Origin of the sequence: Adlercreutzia sp. ZJ154, from assembly GCF_011039055.1 — a bacterium.
Lineage (GTDB): Bacteria > Actinomycetota > Coriobacteriia > Coriobacteriales > Eggerthellaceae > Adlercreutzia_A.
Genome location: NZ_JAAKEF010000009.1, coordinates 17,367 through 36,643, shown reverse-complemented (window position 1 = coordinate 36,643; position 19,277 = coordinate 17,367). Strand labels below are relative to the sequence as shown.

The following is a 19,277-nucleotide window of genomic DNA, read 5'->3' as shown; positions in this document are numbered from 1 at the left end:
ACTTTTTCGTATACGTAATCAGGGAGGTAAAATGAATACCACAAACAATCAGATACAAACTAAGCACGTGATTTTTATAACATGCGCCATAGTATTATTGGCTATAAGCGTAGGGGTATCCGCCATTGTTGTTACATCTACTGGTCTACAGCGCCAATTTGCCGAAGCGGAAACACCAGATGCGCAAACGCAAACTTGCACTCACATATTCCAGCCAGACACTAAATTGGTTCATCACGACGCTGTAACTTACGAAGTGCAGCACCCGGCAACATATGAGACTGTTTCTGTACCACACACAGTTTGCAATATCTGCAATGAAACAATAGATGGCAAAACAGAAGAGCATCGCGCATTAACAGGACATAGCGGCTACACCACAAATGTCCCCATTGCAGAAACACATCAAAAAACTAAGGAATGGACAGAGGTAGTAGTAGCAAATGAAGCCTACGACGAATTAGTAACTGAAACAGAAACCTGCACATCTTGCGGTGAAGTTAGGGCGGTAGAACAATGAATAACGCCGCTAAACTTACACGCAAAAACAAGATGATACGCTTTGGCTTATCGGCTCTTTTAGTTGCAAGCTGCATTCCTGTTGTTGCTCTATCGAGCATACAGGCGGCTGAAGCTGCCGCTGCACTTCCAACTAAGATTGAAAACGGAAGATTCAACTATCCGATATTGCAGAGTGGCACCTCAGATGCGTTTACTAATAAAAATTGGAATTATCTACCTTTGCAGAATTTCTCTTATGACGGAGAAATTTGGTTAGACGATGTACCAGATGAAGACTTTGGATGGGACAGCTACGACATAGATATGGAGTGGTTTTACCACAAAGGTTCAAGCACCGATGAATATGGAATTTGGCCCTCACACGGTGTACGAATACAAAAATCCGAAGGTAATCAATACGCTTTACTGTTTGGTAATGATGGATACTCGCAAAGCTCCACAAATTACTGGAAAGGCTATGCGCTAAGCATGGAGCAAAAATTAGCAACTACTCCGGGAACACTATTTGTTTGGAAATTCAAACATCAAGCCCGAAATGCTACCCATGCTGAAAATGTATATATGACTATCGGATGGAATAATGCCGCAAAACAAGGAGCTTATAGAATAAGCCAAAATGTAGATAAAAGAGGTGCACTCGGATACGTTGGCACCACTATGACAACATACTGCCCAAGCAAAACATCGAACTATGCTCAGGGTGCTTATTGGGAAACATATCAGGGAAAATATCTTGTGTCTGATGGACAAACGAGAACAAGTTTTGAAATATCAACCGATAGTTCAAGTACTGGCTCGATGATCGACGATGTTGAAATTGTTCCCTATGCTCCCCTAGTCTATAACCTGAATGGTGGCTCAAGTTCCAGCATCGTTACCAACATCTCCCAAGCACGCGCAAGCAACTATGCAGGCTATTTCGAAGAAGGCAAATCGCATACATTAACGTCTGCTAAGCCGACCAGAAGTGGCTATACATTCCTTGGATGGTCGAAAACAAAATATGGAGATATAAACAATAAAGCTACTTACAACAGCATTAAAACAAACATCGTATCTTCTGTAACAATTGCCGCAGGAACAAATACCATATATGCGGTGTGGGGCAAAAATCCCACTGTCAGTTTTTACGACGGCATAGGTTCAGCACTTAAAAGTCAAACGGTAGCATTCGGCGGAATACCCACTGCACCCGAAATTCCTAAACGTGAAGGCTATACGTTCGTAAATTGGGACAAAGAGATTACACGCACATACGAAAACGCACAAATAACCGCGAAATGGGAAGCTAATAAATACGACATAGAATTCTGTGCAAACGGCGGGTCGGGAAGCATGCCAGTCCAACACATGACATACGATAAAGATGCAGAACTACTGCAAAATTTATTCAATAATAGCGAATCAACTTGGCAACGATGGAACACAAAACCCAACGGTACGGGCGATACTTACGCAAACAAAGAAAGTGTATCTAATTTATCTGCTACAAACGGTGCAGTTGTAAAACTATACGCCCAATGGGCAGATAATTGCATTGTCACATTTGATGACGGCTGGGGAAATACATTAAAAACCGAACCATTAAAGCCGGGACAAAGTGCTACCCCACCTGCACCTCCAACCATTACCGGCTACATATTTGACGGCTGGACCGATGGATACAAAGAAGTTGTAGAAGATTCAACCGTATATGCAAAATGGATTCCAATTAACTATCACATAACCTTTGATGCGAATAGCGGCTGCGGACAAATGGATAGACAAGCAATGAAATACGACGAGAGCAAGCCTCTTAACAAGTGTAGTTTTCAACGCGATGGATGGATTTTTACAGGATGGAATACCGACATGAAAGGAGAAGGTATTTCCTTTGCAGATGCTCAATGGGTTAATAATTTAACAGATAAAAACGACGATGACATAACATTATTCGCACAATGGACTCCTCTTGAATACGACATAGTATTTAACCCAAACGAAGCATATGGCGATATGCCTGCACAACATGAATATTTCGATCAGCCAGACACGCTAAATTATTGCAAATTCACCAAACCGGGCAATACCTTTCAAGGATGGGCATTAAGCAAAGATGGACCCATCGTCTTCAAGGATGGTGAAAATATCTGCAATATAGTAGAAGAGGGAACCAACATCGTAGAGCTTTATGCAGTTTGGCAGGAAAATGCACCTGTCCTTATAACCTACAAAGCGGAAAACTCAAACCAAACAAGCATCAACAATGCTTGCGAAGAATTGCTACCCAAAAGCGGATTGGCAAACGGCGCGCAAGCCATATCGAATACAGGATATAAGTTTCTTGAATGGCACGACATAGCGGGCAAAACAATAAGTACAACATCGAAAGTATTACCAGAGAGAAACTCTGATGGACTTTATACAGCTGCAACATATATCGCAATATCTGAACCAATTGAATACACGATACGATATAACGCCAACGGTGGAATAGGAGACATGAGCTGCACAAAATGCGTTTACGACGAGCCGTTCAATATTGCTAGTAATGAATTTTCTCGTGAAGGTTACGAATTCTGCGGATGGAGCAAAAATCGTAGCGGAATAACTAATTGCTACGAACCGGGAGAACAAACTATCAATCTAGCTAGCAATGACAAAGCTGTAGTAAATCTATATGCAAAATGGAAACCGTTGAACGCAGCCGGCACAAATACACCAAACGAATCGGAGTTGCCAAATAATCCAGAACTTAAAGACGAACCACAAAATACCTATGTCCCCGATCAGCCTAGCGACCCTGCAGAAAAAGGTGAAATAACTGACCAATCTGTAGACCCAGTGTCTTTAGACGCTTCCATAGATACCTTTGGAGATCCCACTATAAATACCGGATATGGTCAAACAGCCAATAATGGCGCAATAGCCACATCAAAAATAGGAGAAACCTACGACAAAACAGGAGATTCCTCCCAAACAATAGTCCTATTCGCAATTCTGGTCACAACTATTGCTGCAATAGGAATAATTTACGGACACATATCTTTAAAAAGAAAAGAAACATGGTAAAGCGCAGCTACAAAATAAAAGCTGCACTAGGATTTTCTATAGCGGGATTATCTTTTGCGCTTTTAGGATGTGTACTTGCATGGCTGCTCTGGTGCACCAACAACTCATACACTGCGCCTAACCCCAATTTTCCAGAAGCGCAAGATGCTGAAGGATTTCCAGAGATAGACTGGAATTATTGGCAGAGCGTAAATCCAGATGTTATTGGCTGGGTAAGCATACCCGGAGCTGAACTTAGCTGCGCTATAGTACAAGCGCCTACAGATAATCCCACTTATTATTTAGAACATGACATACGCGGCTACGCCAATTACCATGGTTGCCCATACTTAGATGCAGACTGTGCAGAGCTGGGATTAAACAGCCAAAACGCTGTAATATTCGGACATAACATAAGAAATGGGAATTCCATGTTCGCCACATTTGCTAACTATTCGCAAGAAGAATTTGCTCAAAAACACTCGATAGTGCTGCTGCAAACCCCTGAATGGAAGAAAGTTCTACAAATTTCAGGCGCATCTATAGTAAAGGGGAATCAGCGCACAAAACGAACGTCTTTCAATACGCAAGAAGATTTTAATCTGTGGTTTTCAGAGCGCCTCGATGAATGCTGCGTAAAATTACAAGATAGCATACCCTCATCATGCATTACTTTTGTTACTTGTAGCTATAACCAATATTCAAACGAAAGAACTCTTGTCTATGCTGCAGTACAATCTGACAAATAATTCAGCGCACAACGACGCGCATCCATATCAACTTCTTGCAGCTGCTCTATGCTTTCCACGCGCTGAACCTTGTGCTTTTCCATAGCGTCTTCTACGCAAGCTGCTATATCCAAAAAAGAGCACTCTCCTTGCAAAAAAGCTCCAACAGCAACCTCGTTTGCAGCATTCATTACTGCAGGCAAAGTTCCACCTGTTTTGCCAGCCTCTCTAGCCAATGCAAGACAACGGAAAGTCTTGGTGTCGGGTGCAGCAAATTCCAAACTACCAAGCTCTCGGAAATCTAGTGGAGCTACAGGAGCATCCCAACGCTCAGGATAAGAGAGCGCAAATTGTATAGGAATACGCATGTCAGTAGTACCAAGATGAGCTTTAACGGAACCGTCTATATACTCCACCATAGAATGAATTGCACTTTGCGGTTGCACTACCACCTCAATGCGCTCGTAAGGCATATCGAATAGATGATGCGCCTCTATAACTTCTAAACCTTTATTCATCAGCGTGGATGAATCAATAGTTATTTTTGGTCCCATATTCCAAGTTGGGTGCGCAAGCGCCTCTTTTGCAGTTACATTTTTTAGCTGGTCGGTAGTCATACCCCTAAAAGGACCACCAGAAGCCGTAACCCACAAACGTCTAACATAGCTTGCTTCTTCCCCCATAAGGCACTGATATATTGCACCATGTTCTGAATCTATCGGCATAAGACGACCGGGCTTGTCAGCCATAGGCATAAGCAAATCTCCGCCAACTACAAGAGACTCTTTGTTTGCTAATGCAAGCGTCTTGCCAGCCATTAAGGTTTTATAACTAGCACGTAATCCAGCCGCGCCCACCAATGCATTCACTACAATGTCAACACCATCTAGGTCAATCAAGTCTAAAGCGTCATTTGCTCCAACAGCTGTATGCCTTACAGAAAACTTCTGTGCCTGACGTTGCATATCGAAAACACGAGTACCACACGCTAAACCCACCACATGCAGCTTATCGGGATTTTGAGATATAACATCTAATGTTTGACACCCGATAGAACCCGTAGAGCCCAGTATTACAACCCCTTTAGAAGACATCATATGGAATGCAACCTCCTAAAATTAGAAGAAAGGCAGCCGAAACCGATGCCAAGAAAAGCGAATCGCATCTATCGAGCAGACCACCATGACCAGGCATTATGGTGCCCGAATCTTTGAAACCAGAATTGCGCTTAATACGGCTTTCCGCTAAGTCTCCCAAAACCTCTAAAAGACCGCATATAAGACCAAACAGCAATGCTGTAGGAATATCAAGATTTACACTTGGCACAAACGACATAACTACCCAAACAAGCATAGAGCCTACAAGCCCTGCCAAAAAACCTTCCCAACTCTTTTTTGGGCTAGTTCTTGGGGCTAACTTATGTTTTCCTATTTTGCTTCCAACGAAATATGCAAAGGCATCATTCGCCCACACGCTTAAAAACAGCAAAAACAATACAAGACCACCCCACGGCGGCTCAACCGACGCGCGTATAATCATTAAACCGCTAAGTAAAAGCCCAGTGTATGCAGCACCTAAAAAACTGACACTAACATCTTGAATGCGTGCACGCAGCCAAAAGACGTACCAAATAAGAAGCGCTATTAGCAACACTAGCGCAACCAACATGCCACCAGCCAAGCCACCGAAATACACCGCGGGAATAAACAGAACTGCCCCAGCTATTCCCAACATTTCATTTGGAAGTTTAGAGTCGGATCGCAACATGTAATAAAATTCACCAGCGCATATACCAGCCACCACCATTAGATAAATCATGGTTGGTATATTTCCAGCAAAAACGCACGCTATGGTAACTAGTGTATAAACAAGCCCTGTTCTAAAACGCACTTGAAGCCCAGATGGATTCTTCAATTTCTGGGGTGTTTTATCTAGTGCATTCTTTTTCATTTTCTGACGCTTCAGCGCACGCTGTTCTTTTTTTTGCTGCTTGGCAGCTGCCTCGTCAGGCGTAATATCATAATGCCAAGGCGGTCCTACGGGAGCCTTGTTTGAACTGTAAATAATAGCCGGATCTTCGGGTTCGCGCCCATTACCAAGTTCTTTAGTCGTAGGTCGAGCGCTAAATGCCCCGGGTTCATCCCCAGCCGCATCAGTTAATTCTCGCACACGAGTTTTAAGTTTTGCCCTAGCCTCACGCTGCAAATCGGTCAATTCGTCCGAAAAGTTATCAGCGCAATCAGCATCACTTTGCAAAGTCTCATCAATAGCTTCTGTTGTTTCTTTAGCCATTAGATGGCTCCAAAACGTCTATCGCGAGATTGGTATTCCAAAAGACAACGCAAAAATTCATAGCGATCAAAATCGGGCCAAAGCACTGGAGAACAAACAAATTCGGAATAAGCAGCTTGCCATAGCATGAAATTAGACAAGCGCATTTCCCCACTTGTACGAATAAGTAATTCAGGATCGGGTGCATCGGCGGTGTATAAATATTTTTGTAATGCTTCTTCTGTGAGTCGCGGAAATTCCCCATGCGCACCTAACGCAGTTTCCGCATCGCGAATGAACTCATTCGCAGCATGCACTATTTCTGCCCTGCCTCCATAATTCACAGCCACAACAAGCGTCATGCCATCATTATTGCAAGTCTTCTTCCAAGCAAGTTCAAAAGCTTCTCGAGTATCGGACGGAAGAATGGACAAATCGCCTATAGTCATAACTCGTACTTGCTCGGCGTGCAATTCGTCCACCTCAGCAAGCATGGTTTTAGCAAACAGGTTCATCAATCCTGAAACTTCGTCTTCGGGTCGCTTCCAATTCTCGGTTGAAAAGGAATATATGGAAAGATACCGCACGCCTAAATCGTTAGCGCAGCGTATAGTTTCGCGGACAGCCTCGATACCAGCATTATGCCCGCGCAAACGATTCAGCGCCCGCTTTTTTGCCCAACGTCCATTACCGTCCATTATTACAGCAACATGCTTAGGTATACGCGCAAGATCTAAATTTGACGGATTGGCATCAATTGGAGGATCTGGAAATATGTAGTTTAGGTCTTTCAATACTAAAATCTCTCTTACCAATAAGATAAAAGCAAATTCGCTGAAGCGTTATACTTCCATAACCTCAGCTTCTTTAGCCTTCAGAACCGCATCTACCTCGGCAACATACTTATCGGTCAACTTTTGCACCTGCTCTTCAGCACGGCGCGCTTCATCTTCGGGCAAGCCATCGTTTTTCTCTGCTTTCTCGATAGCTCCATTCGCATCGCGGCGCACATTACGCACAGCAACGCGCGATTCTTCTGCATACGTGCGACAATTTTTTGCAAGCTCGCGGCGACGCTCTTCTGTAAGCTGCGGGAAAGGCAGACGAATTACAGAGCCATCGTTATTTGGCGTTACGCCTAAATCGCTCTCAAGAATAGCTCTCTCTATATCTTTAAGCGAAGACTTGTCCCACGGCTCTATAACAAGCATGTGCGCATCGGGAGTTTTTACTCCAGCCATCTGGTTTATAGGAGTGCGCACCCCATAATAGTCAACCGTTATACGATCTAGAACCATTGCATTCGCGCGTCCTGTACGAACTGCCGCAAAGTTATCACGCAAGGAATTTATCGCCTTTTGCATACGATCTTCAGCGTTCATCAAAATTTCTTCTACATCAGCCATTGCACTTCCCTTCAGTCAATAGTGGTTCCCACATCTTCGCCGCGCAACGCCCGCTGTATATTGCCGCGCTTCGTAAGATCAAATACTATCATCGGTACGTTATTGTCCATGCAAAGCGAAGTTGCCGTAGCATCCATCACGTTCAGACCGCGGTTTAATACATCCATATAAGTTATGTGGTCAAAACGCACCGCATTTTCATTCTTTGCAGGATCGCTATCGTAAACCCCATCCACTTTTGTAGCCTTCATCAAACAATCAACATCTAGCTCGCAAGCACGTAGCGCCGCTGTGGTGTCGGTCGTGAAATAAGGATTGCCAGTTCCGGCAGCTAATATAACAACGCGACCCTTCTCTAAATGCCGCATAGCACGACGGCGTATGAAAGGTTCGCTGACTTCTTGCATATTGATAGCGCTTTGCACACGCGAAAATATGCCGTGCCGCTCGAAAGCATCTTGCAATGCCAACGCATTCATTACAGTAGCTAACATTCCAATATAGTCAGCCTGAGCACGATCCATACCCTCAGCCGAGCCAGCTAGACCGCGGAAAATATTACCTCCCCCGACAACAATAGCCAGCTGCACACCATCTTGCACTATATCGGCTATCTCATCAGCAAGATTGTTCACAACTTTGGGATCTATACCATACCCCTGATCGCCTGCAAGAGCTTCGCCCGATAGCTTCAAGAGTACGCGGTTGTACCTATAACCGTCTGCCATGCGCACCGCCTTCTTATAGAAACATGTTTATATACATATTACCCCGAAACCCAACAGTTCTAAACGCAATATGCGGAATTCCAACACCGGACCCAATTTTTGAAATTGCCAAAGCGTACCCGTTGAAACCATTAACAACCTTAACAAGTGACGCATTATTGTCAAAATAACAACCTACAAATATAGCAACGGTTACATTTCAACATCGGCAAAATTGCATATATCTCATAAGCCATGCCTATCGCGAAATAGGCGATATGCTGGCAATGTAAGGTTTGAAGACATGAGGAGCAGAGCCTTCACGTAAAGCGAAAGGCTGCCCGATATGTCTACTGATATGTCTAAATACATACAGAATTCAAACCAGATATACGCCGTATCAGCAAAATTGGGAAGGCAAAACGAAAGCCGCCTAATTCTGGCGATACGAAAAAGTAAAGCGAAGGCTGCAGCGCTCGTAATTGCAGCGTTAACACTAAGCGCTGCGCTATTAGCATTCCCCAGTTTGGCATACGCGCAAACAGACAACGGCACAAGTATTCAGCATCCCATAGCTGTAGAGCAAAACGCTAAAGCGCAATCTCCGCTAGACGCCGGCATAACTTTAGCAATAAACAAAGCATGCGGAATAGCTACAGAAGAGGGGGCAAATCTTTTGAACGCACAAGCAGATATGGTAAGCGCTAAAGTTAAGCAAACGGCGCAGAGCGTTTCAACGAAAACCCAGAAATCAGCAACTAACACCTCTGCCGCACCAACATCCCCGCCTGCGCAGAAAACCTATAACGCCAACACCATAAGCGCAAAGGGTAATACCGTACCCTACATTGACACATACCTAGCAAGCGCAGCGCCATCTTCAGGCGCTGGACTGTGGATGGGATCAGACAGCACAACCGATGGATCTTGGGGATATTTCATAGGACACAACCCCGGACCTTTCCATCACGTTATGAACCTAACGTACAACGACGCAATAACTGTTAACGACAGCACCGGTAATTCGCGAACATATTACGTGATAGATGTATTCACCGTGCCCAACAGCGCCTACTGGGAAGATATACAAGAGCGTGTTAGCGGCTATGGCGAATCTGTAATTTTACAAACCTGCTGCGGCGATAACGCAAATTACCGAATTATAGTAGCCCGATAACTGCCTGCCTAACATCCGGGCACGCACCCACGCGCCTCTAGGGCACGCCCTCAGACCCGCCTGACGCAAGAAGCACACGCCTGCCCTAAGCCATACGCACACCTAGAAAAATGTTGCCGAAAGCCACGGACCATATTCGCCAGTCCACATGCTTCCTAGCTGATCAAACACATTCGCCCAGTCTATTTCCACTCCAAAAAGCATCTCTAGGTAATGCTTGTTTTCAATGCCGCGTTCGGGCGCAGAAAGATTTGCCTGCGCTATCGTGTATGTACATGTTGGACACATAGTAATCACGGTTTGCGCACCAGTAGCACGAGCCTCGTCTATAACGCGCCAAACGCGCGAATTTGTAATATCGGCATCGTAGCTGGCTACCGCACCACCAGCACCGCAACACAGTGTTTGCCGCTTATGGTTATCCATTTCAAGCTGAGCAGCTTGCGGAACATACTTCGCCATTAGTCTTCGAATGGCACGCGCATTGCGGCAACTGCTTCTGTCGTGGCATGAATCGAAGAAAGTAATCGCATCGCGCGAAAGTGGCGAAAAACCGCTTTCGCGACCCTCAGATTCACGCTGCGCCGACAATTGCTCTAACAACTCGGGCAGAGGCACTATATCAATTCCGGCAGGCATGTCTTCCACAAATTCATCGGCACAGCCGGGGCAAACCGTTACCATGCGCGTTATGCCAGCCTTCTGCATTTGGTCTATAAACTTAGCTCGCAGCGCCGCCGCACGCTCAAACATCCCAGCGCTCATCAGCGGACTGCCGCAGCATCCATCCGACAGCGCCCACGAAACACCGCTTTCGGTAAGCCACGCTCCTATGGCACGCATTACATCTGGCGCATAACTAACAAGCGAGCATCCGGGGAAAAACAGCGTATCCGCAAGCCCCGGACCATGCTCGGCAGCCGCATCTAGGCTAGTAAATTCCGGATACCCTATACCATATATAGCACGATATGCACTAAAAATATGCCATTCTTCGTCTACCATAACCAAACGCGAATCTTGTGCTGGCATTATTTCGGTACGCATAAACAGCTCGCGCCAAACACGCATATCTTCAGGCGCAAGCACATGATGCGGACACTCTGCCGTGCAATGCCCGCAAAAGCAACATTGGCGAAGCGCGTTATACATAGGATAGTCTTCATTAAGAAGCTGCATTAGAGCAGCTGGCTGTTCATCTTCAGGCAAAGCAACTATACGATCGTAAGCCGCCGCTATACGCCCTATATCTAGCCCCGGACCTTCAAGCACTTCACAGCGGCGCGTACATTTCCCGCAATGCGAACACGTTAACTGGCGCGCACTAAATTGAATCAGCGCATCCATCTTCGCACTATGGATACCCTCGCTTTGCTTGTATGCAGCCAGAAAATCACGTACCGACATAGCGCCTCCAATCAAATCGTTTTCTGATTATATAATTTATGTTGCTTCGTTCGCCGAAATGGATGCGCAAATCTCAACTTCCGCGTTATTCTTTTCGAATAAAAACTGCGTAAAGGAGAATGTTCGATGAATGTCGTTTGCCTTGATTTAGAAGGAGTACTAGTACCTGAAATATGGATAGCCTTTGCTAAAACGGCAGGCATCCCTGAACTAGAACGCACAACGCGCGACGAGCCAGACTATGACAAGTTGATGGAATACCGCCTAGATATATTGCGCGAACACGGCTTAGGACTAAAAGAAATACAAGAAGTTATCGCAAAGATAGACCCAATGCCCGGTGCGCGCGAATTTTTAGATGAAGTGCGCCAAATTGCACAAGTAATAATAATCTCTGACACGTTTTCGCAGTTTGCCAAACCGCTTATGCAAAAGCTTGGCTTTCCAACTATTTTCTGCAACGAACTTGTGGTGAATGACACTACCGGCGAAATAACCGGATACAAGATGCGCTGCCCCGAAACAAAATTAACCACTGTGCGAGCGCTTCATCAAGCCGGGCTTCAAACAATAGCTTCCGGCGATTCGTATAATGATGTGGGAATGATCCTAAATTCGAAAGCCGGATTTTTCTTCCGCACAATAGATGCGCTGAAAAAAGAATACCCGGATGTTCCCGCTTATACCGAATATTCCGAACTGCTACAAGCTATAAAGGCTGCGCTTTAAACTATTAGAACAAGATTGGCTTGCGCTGGTATAAACCGGCATCGCAAAATCCTAATGAGCGATAGTAGTTTCTGGTGCCTACCGCGCTTATAACATTCATCTCGGTATAGCCGCACGCCGCAGCCTGACTGCACGCCTGCTCTATCAGCTTGCGTCCAAGACCTAAGTGCTGCGCGCTTTCTCCACTGTGATGCAGCGCAGCCACTTTGCCGTATACATGCACTTCTCGAATCATTGCTTGGTCTGGTTGGATAGGAGCTTCGCGCTTGTCGCCTATTTCGCACACTATGCCCGAATTTTCAGCATTAGCGGCATGTAATTCGCGAAATATATCCTGCAGGCGTTGCACAGCATGCTTATGCGGCAAAGATAATCTTAAAAACGCAGCCAAATGCCCGTCTTCAGTTACCCATTGCAAAAAACGCTCTTCGCTTACAGTTGTCTGATAGCTTAGTGTCTCTAAACGCAGCTGTTCTGCGCGCACATCGCTTACGCCTATTTCGCGAAGGCGCATCTCGGCTGGGCGCACCGGCGTAGCGTCGCCGTCTGCGCTTTGTTGCAAATGCGCCTCTACCATTTGGCGCAAATTTGTTTTCTTGTTGCCGGCAAGTATGTCTTTGGCTGATATATCGCGAATCATCCGCGATATGCGCGAATATGGACGCGTATTCATTACATCGGCAGCCAATAGGCTTATCAGGTCTTCCTCGGCATAGGGTTGCCACGTGCCGTTGCGCATCATTTTGCCCAACCTAGAACTTTCCACCAAACAACACGGATACAGCTTTAGCTCGTCCGGCTGAAAGCGCGGATCGCTCATCAGCGTTTCGTATTCAAGTCGCTCTGATTCTAGCGTGGCATTCGGAAGATTCACCATCATATGAACATGCGATTTAAACCCAAACAGCCGCATCAGCTCAAAGGCTTGCTCAATCTGGCGAATTTTTGTAGGTCTGCAACTTGCAGCCAGCACACGTTCATCCAAACTTTGAATGCCTACCTGCAGCTTCGTGCATCCCAGTATGCGCAAGAAAACCAAATTGTTCGGCGTAATTGTTTCGGGACGCGTTTCCACCACAAGCCCCACGCATCTATGAGCCGCGCATTCGTTGCGCATCTGCTCGTGTTTCAAATCTTCCAATGTGGCGTGTTGAATACTGCACGCACGTTGCCATGCGGGGCTTTCACCATACAACTGTCGCCAAGCATCGTTATAAGACAGCTCGCCTTCATTCACGCGATTCTGAACATGCGCAACTTGTTCACGCAATTCTGCAGGATCGCAGGAAAGACCGCATCCCTCGTAAAAGCTACGACGAGCCGCATCTTCAACATTGTTTGTTCCCGCATCGTTTAAGGCGCAGAACACCTGCGATATAAACCACAGCTGGTATTCACGCGGGTAGTCGCTCCATGTGCCGCCCAAAACTATAAGCTCTACCTTGTCGGTAACATGACCCATATCTTCAAGCACGCGCAACCTAGCAAGCACCTGTATATACGGGTCGAAAAAACAGCGCTCGGCGCGCTGGCATGCAGGTTCGTCGGACAAATAGCTTTTCGGCATGCGCATATCGTTTGGGCAATACACGCAATCGCCCGAGCAACACCACGGCTTTGTAAGCACAGTTATAGTTGCCACGCCAGACGCAGTCCGCCTAGGCTTTGCGCGCAAAAGCCGAATAACTTGAGTATCTACAGCGCCGCCTACAGGTGCACCCCAAGCATTCAACTTCTCTGGCTCTTCGCGGCGTATGCGCATGTAAGCGGGCAGCAAACGCTTCTTCGCCACAGTGCGCTTCCCATCGTGCATTTCCCTATTTCGAGCACGCACAAGAGAATCCAGCCATGCGCTGTCCAAAGCGCTTTTGTGCGCATCTTGTGTAGAGGCAAAGCCAGATTGTTCAGCCTGAACGGCATTAACTATTTTTCGCAGCGTTTTATCCATATTTCTGATTATACTTTGCAATGCATGCAACTTGCTAAAAGTGTGTGCGTGCATCGGGAAGGGTGCTGATTCGGGACGTGCCTCAGCACCCATTTTCTGCAAGAACAATTTAGCGGTATGCCGCGCTGCTGCTGTTATGTGATAATTTCGCTATGGATATTTCTACCGCCATAAAACTAAGCGACTTAACCAGCGCTTTCTACACCGAAAATGCCAATTCGTTTTCGCAAACGCGCACGCAGTCTTGGTCTGGCTGGCAGCGCGCGGTGGCGAAATTTAGCGCCGATGCGAATGGTGCACCAAAAGTGTTAGACCTAGCCTGCGGCAACATGCGTTTTCTGCAATTCTTGAACGAAACTTCTACAATGTCGCGCAAATTCGAATACTACGCCGTAGACAATTGCGAACAACTTGCAAATTCGCTCAACATTGAAGACAAAACAAACCGCATAAACTTCCAGCAGCTAGATTTAATAACCGCACTAAGCGAAAGTGCGCTGAACGAGCAAATACACGCACCCGAATGCGATCTTTGCGTTTGCTTCGGGTTTATGCATCACATACCGCTTTCCGCTTGGCGCATACAGCTTATGAAAGCGCTGGCGCAGCACACACTCAGGGGTGGCTATATAGTTATTGCGTTTTGGCAGTTTCTAAAAAGCGAAAGAATACGCATTAAAGCAAGCGAGAGTACGAAAGCAGCACAAGCGCAAACAGGCATTACATTTGAAGACCCAAACGACAAACTTCTGGGGTGGCAAAGCGCATCTAACACATTCCGCTACTGTCACAACTTCACCGAAAACGAAATTAGCGAACTTGTATCAGCGCTGCCAAGCACACGCGAAATAGACCGCTTCTCAGCTGACGGCAAAGAGAATTTAAACCGCTATGTAGTGCTGCAAAAAATCTAGATGAATGAGGTATGCTGGCAATCGCCGCAGGTCTTGTTAACGTCATTCAACTTTAGGGCATGCAAGCGGCTACAGACCAAACGCGGCTGTTACGCCAATGCCACATCTACCAAATACGAACCTTCTTCGTTGTTTTCATAGACAAAGTAGCACGTATGCACCTCGGCACCTGCATCTTGCGCTACATGCGACCATTTTGGATTAAAAGCCAGCGACCTTTCGTCAGCATCTTCTATAAAATTACTGCACCCAGCCGCAACAAGCGCATCCTTTGTTGGCACGATATCTTGCCCAAAAACTTTCGCAGCTTTCAGGAAGAAATCTTCATTATCGAACACAATGCAAGGGTGCGTGTCTGCCGCCCTTTCATTCTTCTGGCGAATTTCAGAGCGATGCTTGTTATCAAGCGAACAATAATGCAATCCCAGACTTAAACCCTCATCTATCGCCCACAGCATTAACTGCAATATAAGCTTCTCGCTGCCAGCCACCGCAAGCCCGCCCGAATATCCGTAGTCGTACATCACATCGAACGGCGGGTTTTTCAACTTAAATCCACGCTTTTCAAACTCGTGCCAATTACAAAACGGGAAACAAAACTCCAGCAAATTTATACCGTCTATGCCCACCTCATCAAACGAGCGAAGCAAATTGTGCATGTGTTCGTCGGCGCCCGGAATAATTGGCATTTCTGCCATAACACTTGGGATGTAGCGCTTTGCAAGACGCATGGCGTCTAAAACGCGCTGCTGCATTTCGGGAGTATCGTCATCTTTCACGCTGAAGCGTATTTCATCAAGTCCCACATCGCGCAGCCTGCGCGCTGCGTCTTCGGTAAGAAGATCGCCCGAGGTATACATACGTAAATGCGCTTTTGGAAACAACTCACGCGCACGCTGCAAAAAGCGCACCGAGTCATCTAGGTTTAGCAGAGGTTCGCCGCCCGTAAGTCCAATACATGCTAAATCGCGCTTGGACGCAGCCGCAAGCCCATCTTCCCACGGACACCCTTCGCGCACAAACTTGTCGTAATCAGCCACGTTATGGTTGAAGCAAAAATAGCAATCCCGATGGCACTTAAACGTTGTACTGAAAGTTTCTGAACCTTTTGCCCCAGTACATTCGACACACGCAGGCGAAAGATAGCCCCAAACAAGCGACGCACCGCCGTTGCGCACACGCACGCCGCGCTTTGCCAACTGTTCGCGCAGCTCGGCGCATTCACGCTGGTTAGCCCTGCCCGCCTCGGCGCTTTCAAACACTAGCCCCTTAGCCTGCAATGCTTCCAAATAACGACGCTCTACAGCGCTGTATTCTTCTTGCGCTGCCTGAAATTCTATATTTTTAGCGGTCATAACGCCCCCAACGCATTAAACGTATCGCCTTCAGTTAATGCAATGATATCTTATCGGATCGCGTAAAAAACACGCCTTCTTGTAGGGAAACAGCTATTACAGCCTGTGGGGAAACGAGATACAACCTAATATCCCCATCACCATTTGGCGATTGGGTTCTACAACAACTCTGTATCCAGACAAATCGTGAACGGTCCGTCGTTTATAAGCGATACATCCATCATCGCGCCAAAAACTCCGGTTTGCACGTTGCCAATATTATTGCGCACAAGAGATACAAAGTATTCATACAAGCGATTCGCATCATCAGGCTTGCCCGCATCTATAAATGAAGGGCGATTCCCCTTCTTGCAGTTTGCGTATAAAGTGAATTGACTTACCACTAAAACCTCACCCTGAACATCGGCGATACTTAAGTTCGTTTTTCCGGATTCGTCTTCAAAAATACGCATCTTATAAATTTTCGACCACAGTTTTTCGGCATCTTGCTCAGTATCGGTCTGTCCAACTCCCAACAAAATAAGATAGCCTCTTTCAATCGAACCAACGATTTTCCCATCGATGTCCACCTTTGCGTTAGTCACTCGCTGCACAATCGCTCGCATATACACCTCGCTATCCCCGTCCCTTTGAGTTCAATGCCGGACATTTCCAATCACCTTCGCTACGTTATTGTGTATCCCTACCATACAGAGAAGATATTTATTTTGATGCCGGTTGACAAGTACAAATGAAATATGTTCACTATCGTGATAGGTTAAAACAAACAATGCAGTGGTGAATTATATGGAAAATATATGGCAACTTTTAGAGAGTGCCTTTTTCATACATATCAAGAGAGCTAAAAAAGGATGATGACCACGATGTTCGCGATGGATTCATTTCAATATGACGCCAGAAGCAATTTCACCCAAAAACGCAGCGAAAACACAAAACACACAGCTGGCAGCGGCATAGGCTATTGCCAGTAAGGTGTCTCCGGCTTCAAGCATAGCAAGCGTTTCCGCGCTAAAAGTAGAGAAAGTGGTAAAGCCCCCGCATAGCCCCACGCGCAAAAACAGCATTATGTTTTCGTCCACCGGCAAGGTCTTGGCGAATATGCCCGCAAAGAAAATAATGGCAAAAGACCCAACAACATTTATTCCAAGCGTAACAAACGGGAAACCCCAAATATCTACTTTAATAAAACTGCAAAGATAACGAAGAACAGATCCGATAAAACCGCCACATCCAACAAACAGGCAATTAATTAGCACGAAAGCCTCCATCCAATATCCAAGCGCATTGCACTCGCATTTTAATAGAAGCCATCAGCTGTTTCGCGGTTCAGGCAAACGCCTTGGGAGAGCCTCATTCCCGAAGCTTATTATAACGAAGGTGGCAACAGTGAGCAGCAATTCCTATCAATGTAACAACCGAAACCCCAAGCATAATTACTTTGCAGTAACGAGGGAAGTAAATTTATTGCCGATGCCGTAAGAAAGGCAATCGCAGAAAACGAGTCGGAGCAGATAGTTGCATTAACTATTGACACCTCAACGCCATCTCGTAGCGTATCGATTTCCCTGAATGCTTTCTTGCCGATTGTCAATGTTTGCCGTACATCATTGGCTCACATTCTAATTCCGATTTGTTTTTGCAATTCCGATTATAATTCGTAATTGCAAAAAACGAATTGCGTTCTAGTGCCGAGACATAATAAATAGTTGAAATTTCATTCTGATATTATTCAGTTATTAAAACTAACCACCAAGGAGATTTTATGGAAAAGGAATTATTCGACTACGTTGCTAAGCGCGTTGATATTCTTTCAACCGCAAACAGTAGCAAACAGGCAACCAAGGAAGCAGCCCTTGCATGGAAAGACGCTGTTTCCAATGCAGACGACAAAGCCATTGAAGCTGCCACAGCTGAACTGATAGATTTTCTTGAAGGCAGACCCAATACGATTGACGGCGTAATTGCTTTTGCTCAAGGTCCTGCCATTGAAATGTTTGGTCAGGAAACCGCCGATCAAATTCTTGCCAAACATACAGAGCGCAAGAAACAGGGTGAGAAATATTGCGACTGCGAAGCTTGCAGCGCCGCAGTCGAACTTCTCTCCAAATTCAACCGTATCTAAACCGATAATTCCACTGACTAGGGAAAACATATAGGCATATAGGCAGAAAAGTGTGTAGGATTCTGACTTGACATGCCTGTTCAGACAAGCTTTTTCCAAGAAAAAGTCAGTTATGGACAGGGGTGAGCGGTGTTTATCTCAAAATGCAGCATTTGCAGCAGCAAAATGTCAAAGAACAAATTCACTAAAGCAGAAAAGCAAAGGTGGAGATGTAGCTTATGCGGAGGCTATAGTGCTAGGAGAAACGATACCTCCGCAAGATGGCTTAAAGTGTTTGTTGGATGGCTTTTGGATAAACTCTCAACACCTTGACGCTAGATTACGATTCAACTCATCCGCATACTAGTTCAAAAAAGTTAGAAAAATGGTCAAAACTTCCGACTTTCCATGGTCATAGCGCCACATGGCTAACTTGAATTGTGGAGAACACTGGGCAAACAGGGTTCTTCAATTCCATTTTGATTCGTAATTGGCGTAATTTGGCATTATAGACTGTGGAAAGTCGGAAGTTTTGACCATTTTTCGCCTAAAAAGTGACGAAGGCAACACCACACGGTCTGGTTTGGTCAGAGTTTCACAACAGCGCGCCCTATCCATATGCAATCGACTAAAACAGACACATCTTTCTGCCTATATGCCCACTCCTTACCCCTTTGCGATGGACTGAGCCTTACACGCTTTTCTGCCTATATGCAAACATATAGGTGGGTTGTCCGCATCCAAATGTCCGCAGGCAACCCACCTATTGCGCACAAAGCGAAGCAATCATATTTACACGGCAATAGCCGAAGAAACAATTTCGCCTAAAAACGCAACGGAAACACAAAGCGCACAGCTAGCAGCGGCATAAGCTATCGCTAGTAAGATATCGCCAGCCTCAAACACAGCAAGCGTCTCTGCGCTAAAAGTAGAAAAGTTGTAAAGCCATCAGCTGTTTCGCGGTTCAGGCAAACGCCTTGGG

17 protein-coding genes and 1 riboswitch are annotated in these 19,277 nt (G+C 45.8%); of the genes, 7 read left to right on the top strand and 10 right to left on the bottom strand.

The genetic code is table 11. The features are described 5' to 3' along the window. The first annotated feature begins 31 nt into the window (after positions 1–31). Genes G7Y37_RS05280 through G7Y37_RS05270 form a run of 3 tightly spaced genes read left to right on the top strand, consistent with a single transcriptional unit; the run spans position 32 to position 4,301 of the window. Positions 32–520 (top strand): hypothetical protein, encoded by a 489-nt coding sequence (locus G7Y37_RS05280; RefSeq protein WP_165062428.1) that lies wholly within the window; start codon positions 32–34, stop codon positions 518–520. After that, positions 517–3,573: an InlB B-repeat-containing protein gene (locus tag G7Y37_RS05275; protein WP_165062427.1), complete on the top strand. Its 3,057-nt coding sequence runs from the start codon at positions 517–519 to the stop codon at positions 3,571–3,573. The genes G7Y37_RS05280 and G7Y37_RS05275 overlap by 4 nt, the downstream gene beginning before the upstream one ends. Beyond that, the gene (locus G7Y37_RS05270) at positions 3,567–4,301 is read left to right on the top strand and encodes a class B sortase (RefSeq protein WP_165062426.1); all 735 of its coding nucleotides are present in this window, start codon (positions 3,567–3,569) and stop codon (positions 4,299–4,301) included. The genes G7Y37_RS05275 and G7Y37_RS05270 overlap by 7 nt, the downstream gene beginning before the upstream one ends. Here G7Y37_RS05270 and dxr read toward each other — a convergent pair. Genes dxr through pyrH form a run of 5 tightly spaced genes read right to left on the bottom strand, consistent with a single transcriptional unit; the run spans position 4,274 to position 8,685 of the window. Beyond that, positions 4,274–5,377: a 1-deoxy-D-xylulose-5-phosphate reductoisomerase gene (gene dxr / locus G7Y37_RS05265; RefSeq protein ID WP_165062425.1), complete on the bottom strand. Its 1,104-nt coding sequence runs from the start codon at positions 5,375–5,377 to the stop codon at positions 4,274–4,276. The genes G7Y37_RS05270 and dxr overlap by 28 nt on opposite strands. Continuing rightward, the gene (locus G7Y37_RS05260) at positions 5,364–6,572 is read right to left on the bottom strand and encodes a phosphatidate cytidylyltransferase (protein WP_241156022.1); all 1,209 of its coding nucleotides are present in this window, start codon (positions 6,570–6,572) and stop codon (positions 5,364–5,366) included. The genes dxr and G7Y37_RS05260 overlap by 14 nt, the downstream gene beginning before the upstream one ends. Further along, positions 6,572–7,345 carry an isoprenyl transferase gene (locus G7Y37_RS05255; protein ID WP_165253357.1) on the bottom strand — a complete coding sequence of 258 codons (774 nt, stop codon included), beginning with the start codon at positions 7,343–7,345 and terminating at the stop codon, positions 6,572–6,574. The genes G7Y37_RS05260 and G7Y37_RS05255 overlap by 1 nt, the downstream gene beginning before the upstream one ends. A gap of 48 nt (positions 7,346–7,393) precedes the next feature. After that, on the bottom strand, positions 7,394–7,957 hold the full coding sequence (gene frr / locus G7Y37_RS05250) for a ribosome recycling factor (RefSeq protein WP_165062424.1): 564 nt from the start codon (positions 7,955–7,957) through the stop codon (positions 7,394–7,396). 11 nt (positions 7,958–7,968) lie between these two features. Then, positions 7,969–8,685 (bottom strand): UMP kinase, encoded by a 717-nt coding sequence (pyrH, locus tag G7Y37_RS05245; RefSeq protein WP_165062423.1) that lies wholly within the window; start codon positions 8,683–8,685, stop codon positions 7,969–7,971. Positions 8,686–9,010: 325 nt separating this feature from the next. On the opposite strand from pyrH, the gene G7Y37_RS05240 reads away from it, so the two are divergent. Beyond that, a complete protein-coding gene (locus tag G7Y37_RS05240) occupies positions 9,011–9,841 on the top strand; it encodes a sortase (protein ID WP_165062422.1) in 831 nt (276 codons plus the stop codon). A gap of 102 nt (positions 9,842–9,943) precedes the next feature. Here G7Y37_RS05240 and G7Y37_RS05235 read toward each other — a convergent pair whose 3' ends face one another. Next, the gene (locus G7Y37_RS05235) at positions 9,944–11,248 is read right to left on the bottom strand and encodes a (Fe-S)-binding protein (protein WP_165062421.1); all 1,305 of its coding nucleotides are present in this window, start codon (positions 11,246–11,248) and stop codon (positions 9,944–9,946) included. Between the two features lie 126 nt (positions 11,249–11,374). Between G7Y37_RS05235 and thrH the strand changes: the two genes are divergently transcribed. Next, complete coding sequence (gene thrH / locus G7Y37_RS05230; RefSeq protein ID WP_165062420.1) at positions 11,375–11,977, top strand: bifunctional phosphoserine phosphatase/homoserine phosphotransferase ThrH; 603 nt, start codon at positions 11,375–11,377, stop codon at positions 11,975–11,977. 4 nt (positions 11,978–11,981) lie between these two features. Here the strand turns inward: thrH and G7Y37_RS05225 are convergent, their stop codons facing one another. Beyond that, the gene (locus G7Y37_RS05225) at positions 11,982–13,925 is read right to left on the bottom strand and encodes an elongator complex protein 3 (protein WP_165062419.1); all 1,944 of its coding nucleotides are present in this window, start codon (positions 13,923–13,925) and stop codon (positions 11,982–11,984) included. Between the two features lie 152 nt (positions 13,926–14,077). On the opposite strand from G7Y37_RS05225, the gene G7Y37_RS05220 reads away from it, so the two are divergent. Then, positions 14,078–14,839, top strand: a complete 762-nt coding sequence (locus G7Y37_RS05220) for a bifunctional 2-polyprenyl-6-hydroxyphenol methylase/3-demethylubiquinol 3-O-methyltransferase UbiG (RefSeq protein ID WP_165062418.1) — start codon at positions 14,078–14,080, stop codon at positions 14,837–14,839. Positions 14,840–14,928: 89 nt separating this feature from the next. Here G7Y37_RS05220 and G7Y37_RS05215 read toward each other — a convergent pair whose 3' ends face one another. The 3 genes from G7Y37_RS05215 to G7Y37_RS05205 all read right to left on the bottom strand — a co-directional run bounded on the left by G7Y37_RS05215 (position 14,929) and on the right by G7Y37_RS05205 (position 17,450). Next, positions 14,929–16,194: a radical SAM protein gene (locus G7Y37_RS05215; RefSeq protein ID WP_165062417.1), complete on the bottom strand. Its 1,266-nt coding sequence runs from the start codon at positions 16,192–16,194 to the stop codon at positions 14,929–14,931. Positions 16,195–16,352: 158 nt separating this feature from the next. Continuing rightward, the gene (dtd, locus tag G7Y37_RS05210; protein ID WP_165062454.1) at positions 16,353–16,799 is read right to left on the bottom strand and encodes a D-aminoacyl-tRNA deacylase; all 447 of its coding nucleotides are present in this window, start codon (positions 16,797–16,799) and stop codon (positions 16,353–16,355) included. A gap of 273 nt (positions 16,800–17,072) precedes the next feature. Continuing rightward, complete coding sequence (locus G7Y37_RS05205; protein WP_165062416.1) at positions 17,073–17,450, bottom strand: CrcB family protein; 378 nt, start codon at positions 17,448–17,450, stop codon at positions 17,073–17,075. Between the two features lie 38 nt (positions 17,451–17,488). After that, a riboswitch (Fluoride riboswitch) is annotated at positions 17,489–17,561 on the bottom strand. Between the two features lie 395 nt (positions 17,562–17,956). Here G7Y37_RS05205 and G7Y37_RS05200 point away from each other — a divergent pair. After that, positions 17,957–18,316 (top strand): 3-hydroxyisobutyrate dehydrogenase, encoded by a 360-nt coding sequence (locus G7Y37_RS05200; RefSeq protein ID WP_165062415.1) that lies wholly within the window; start codon positions 17,957–17,959, stop codon positions 18,314–18,316. Positions 18,317–19,277 lie beyond the last annotated feature (961 nt).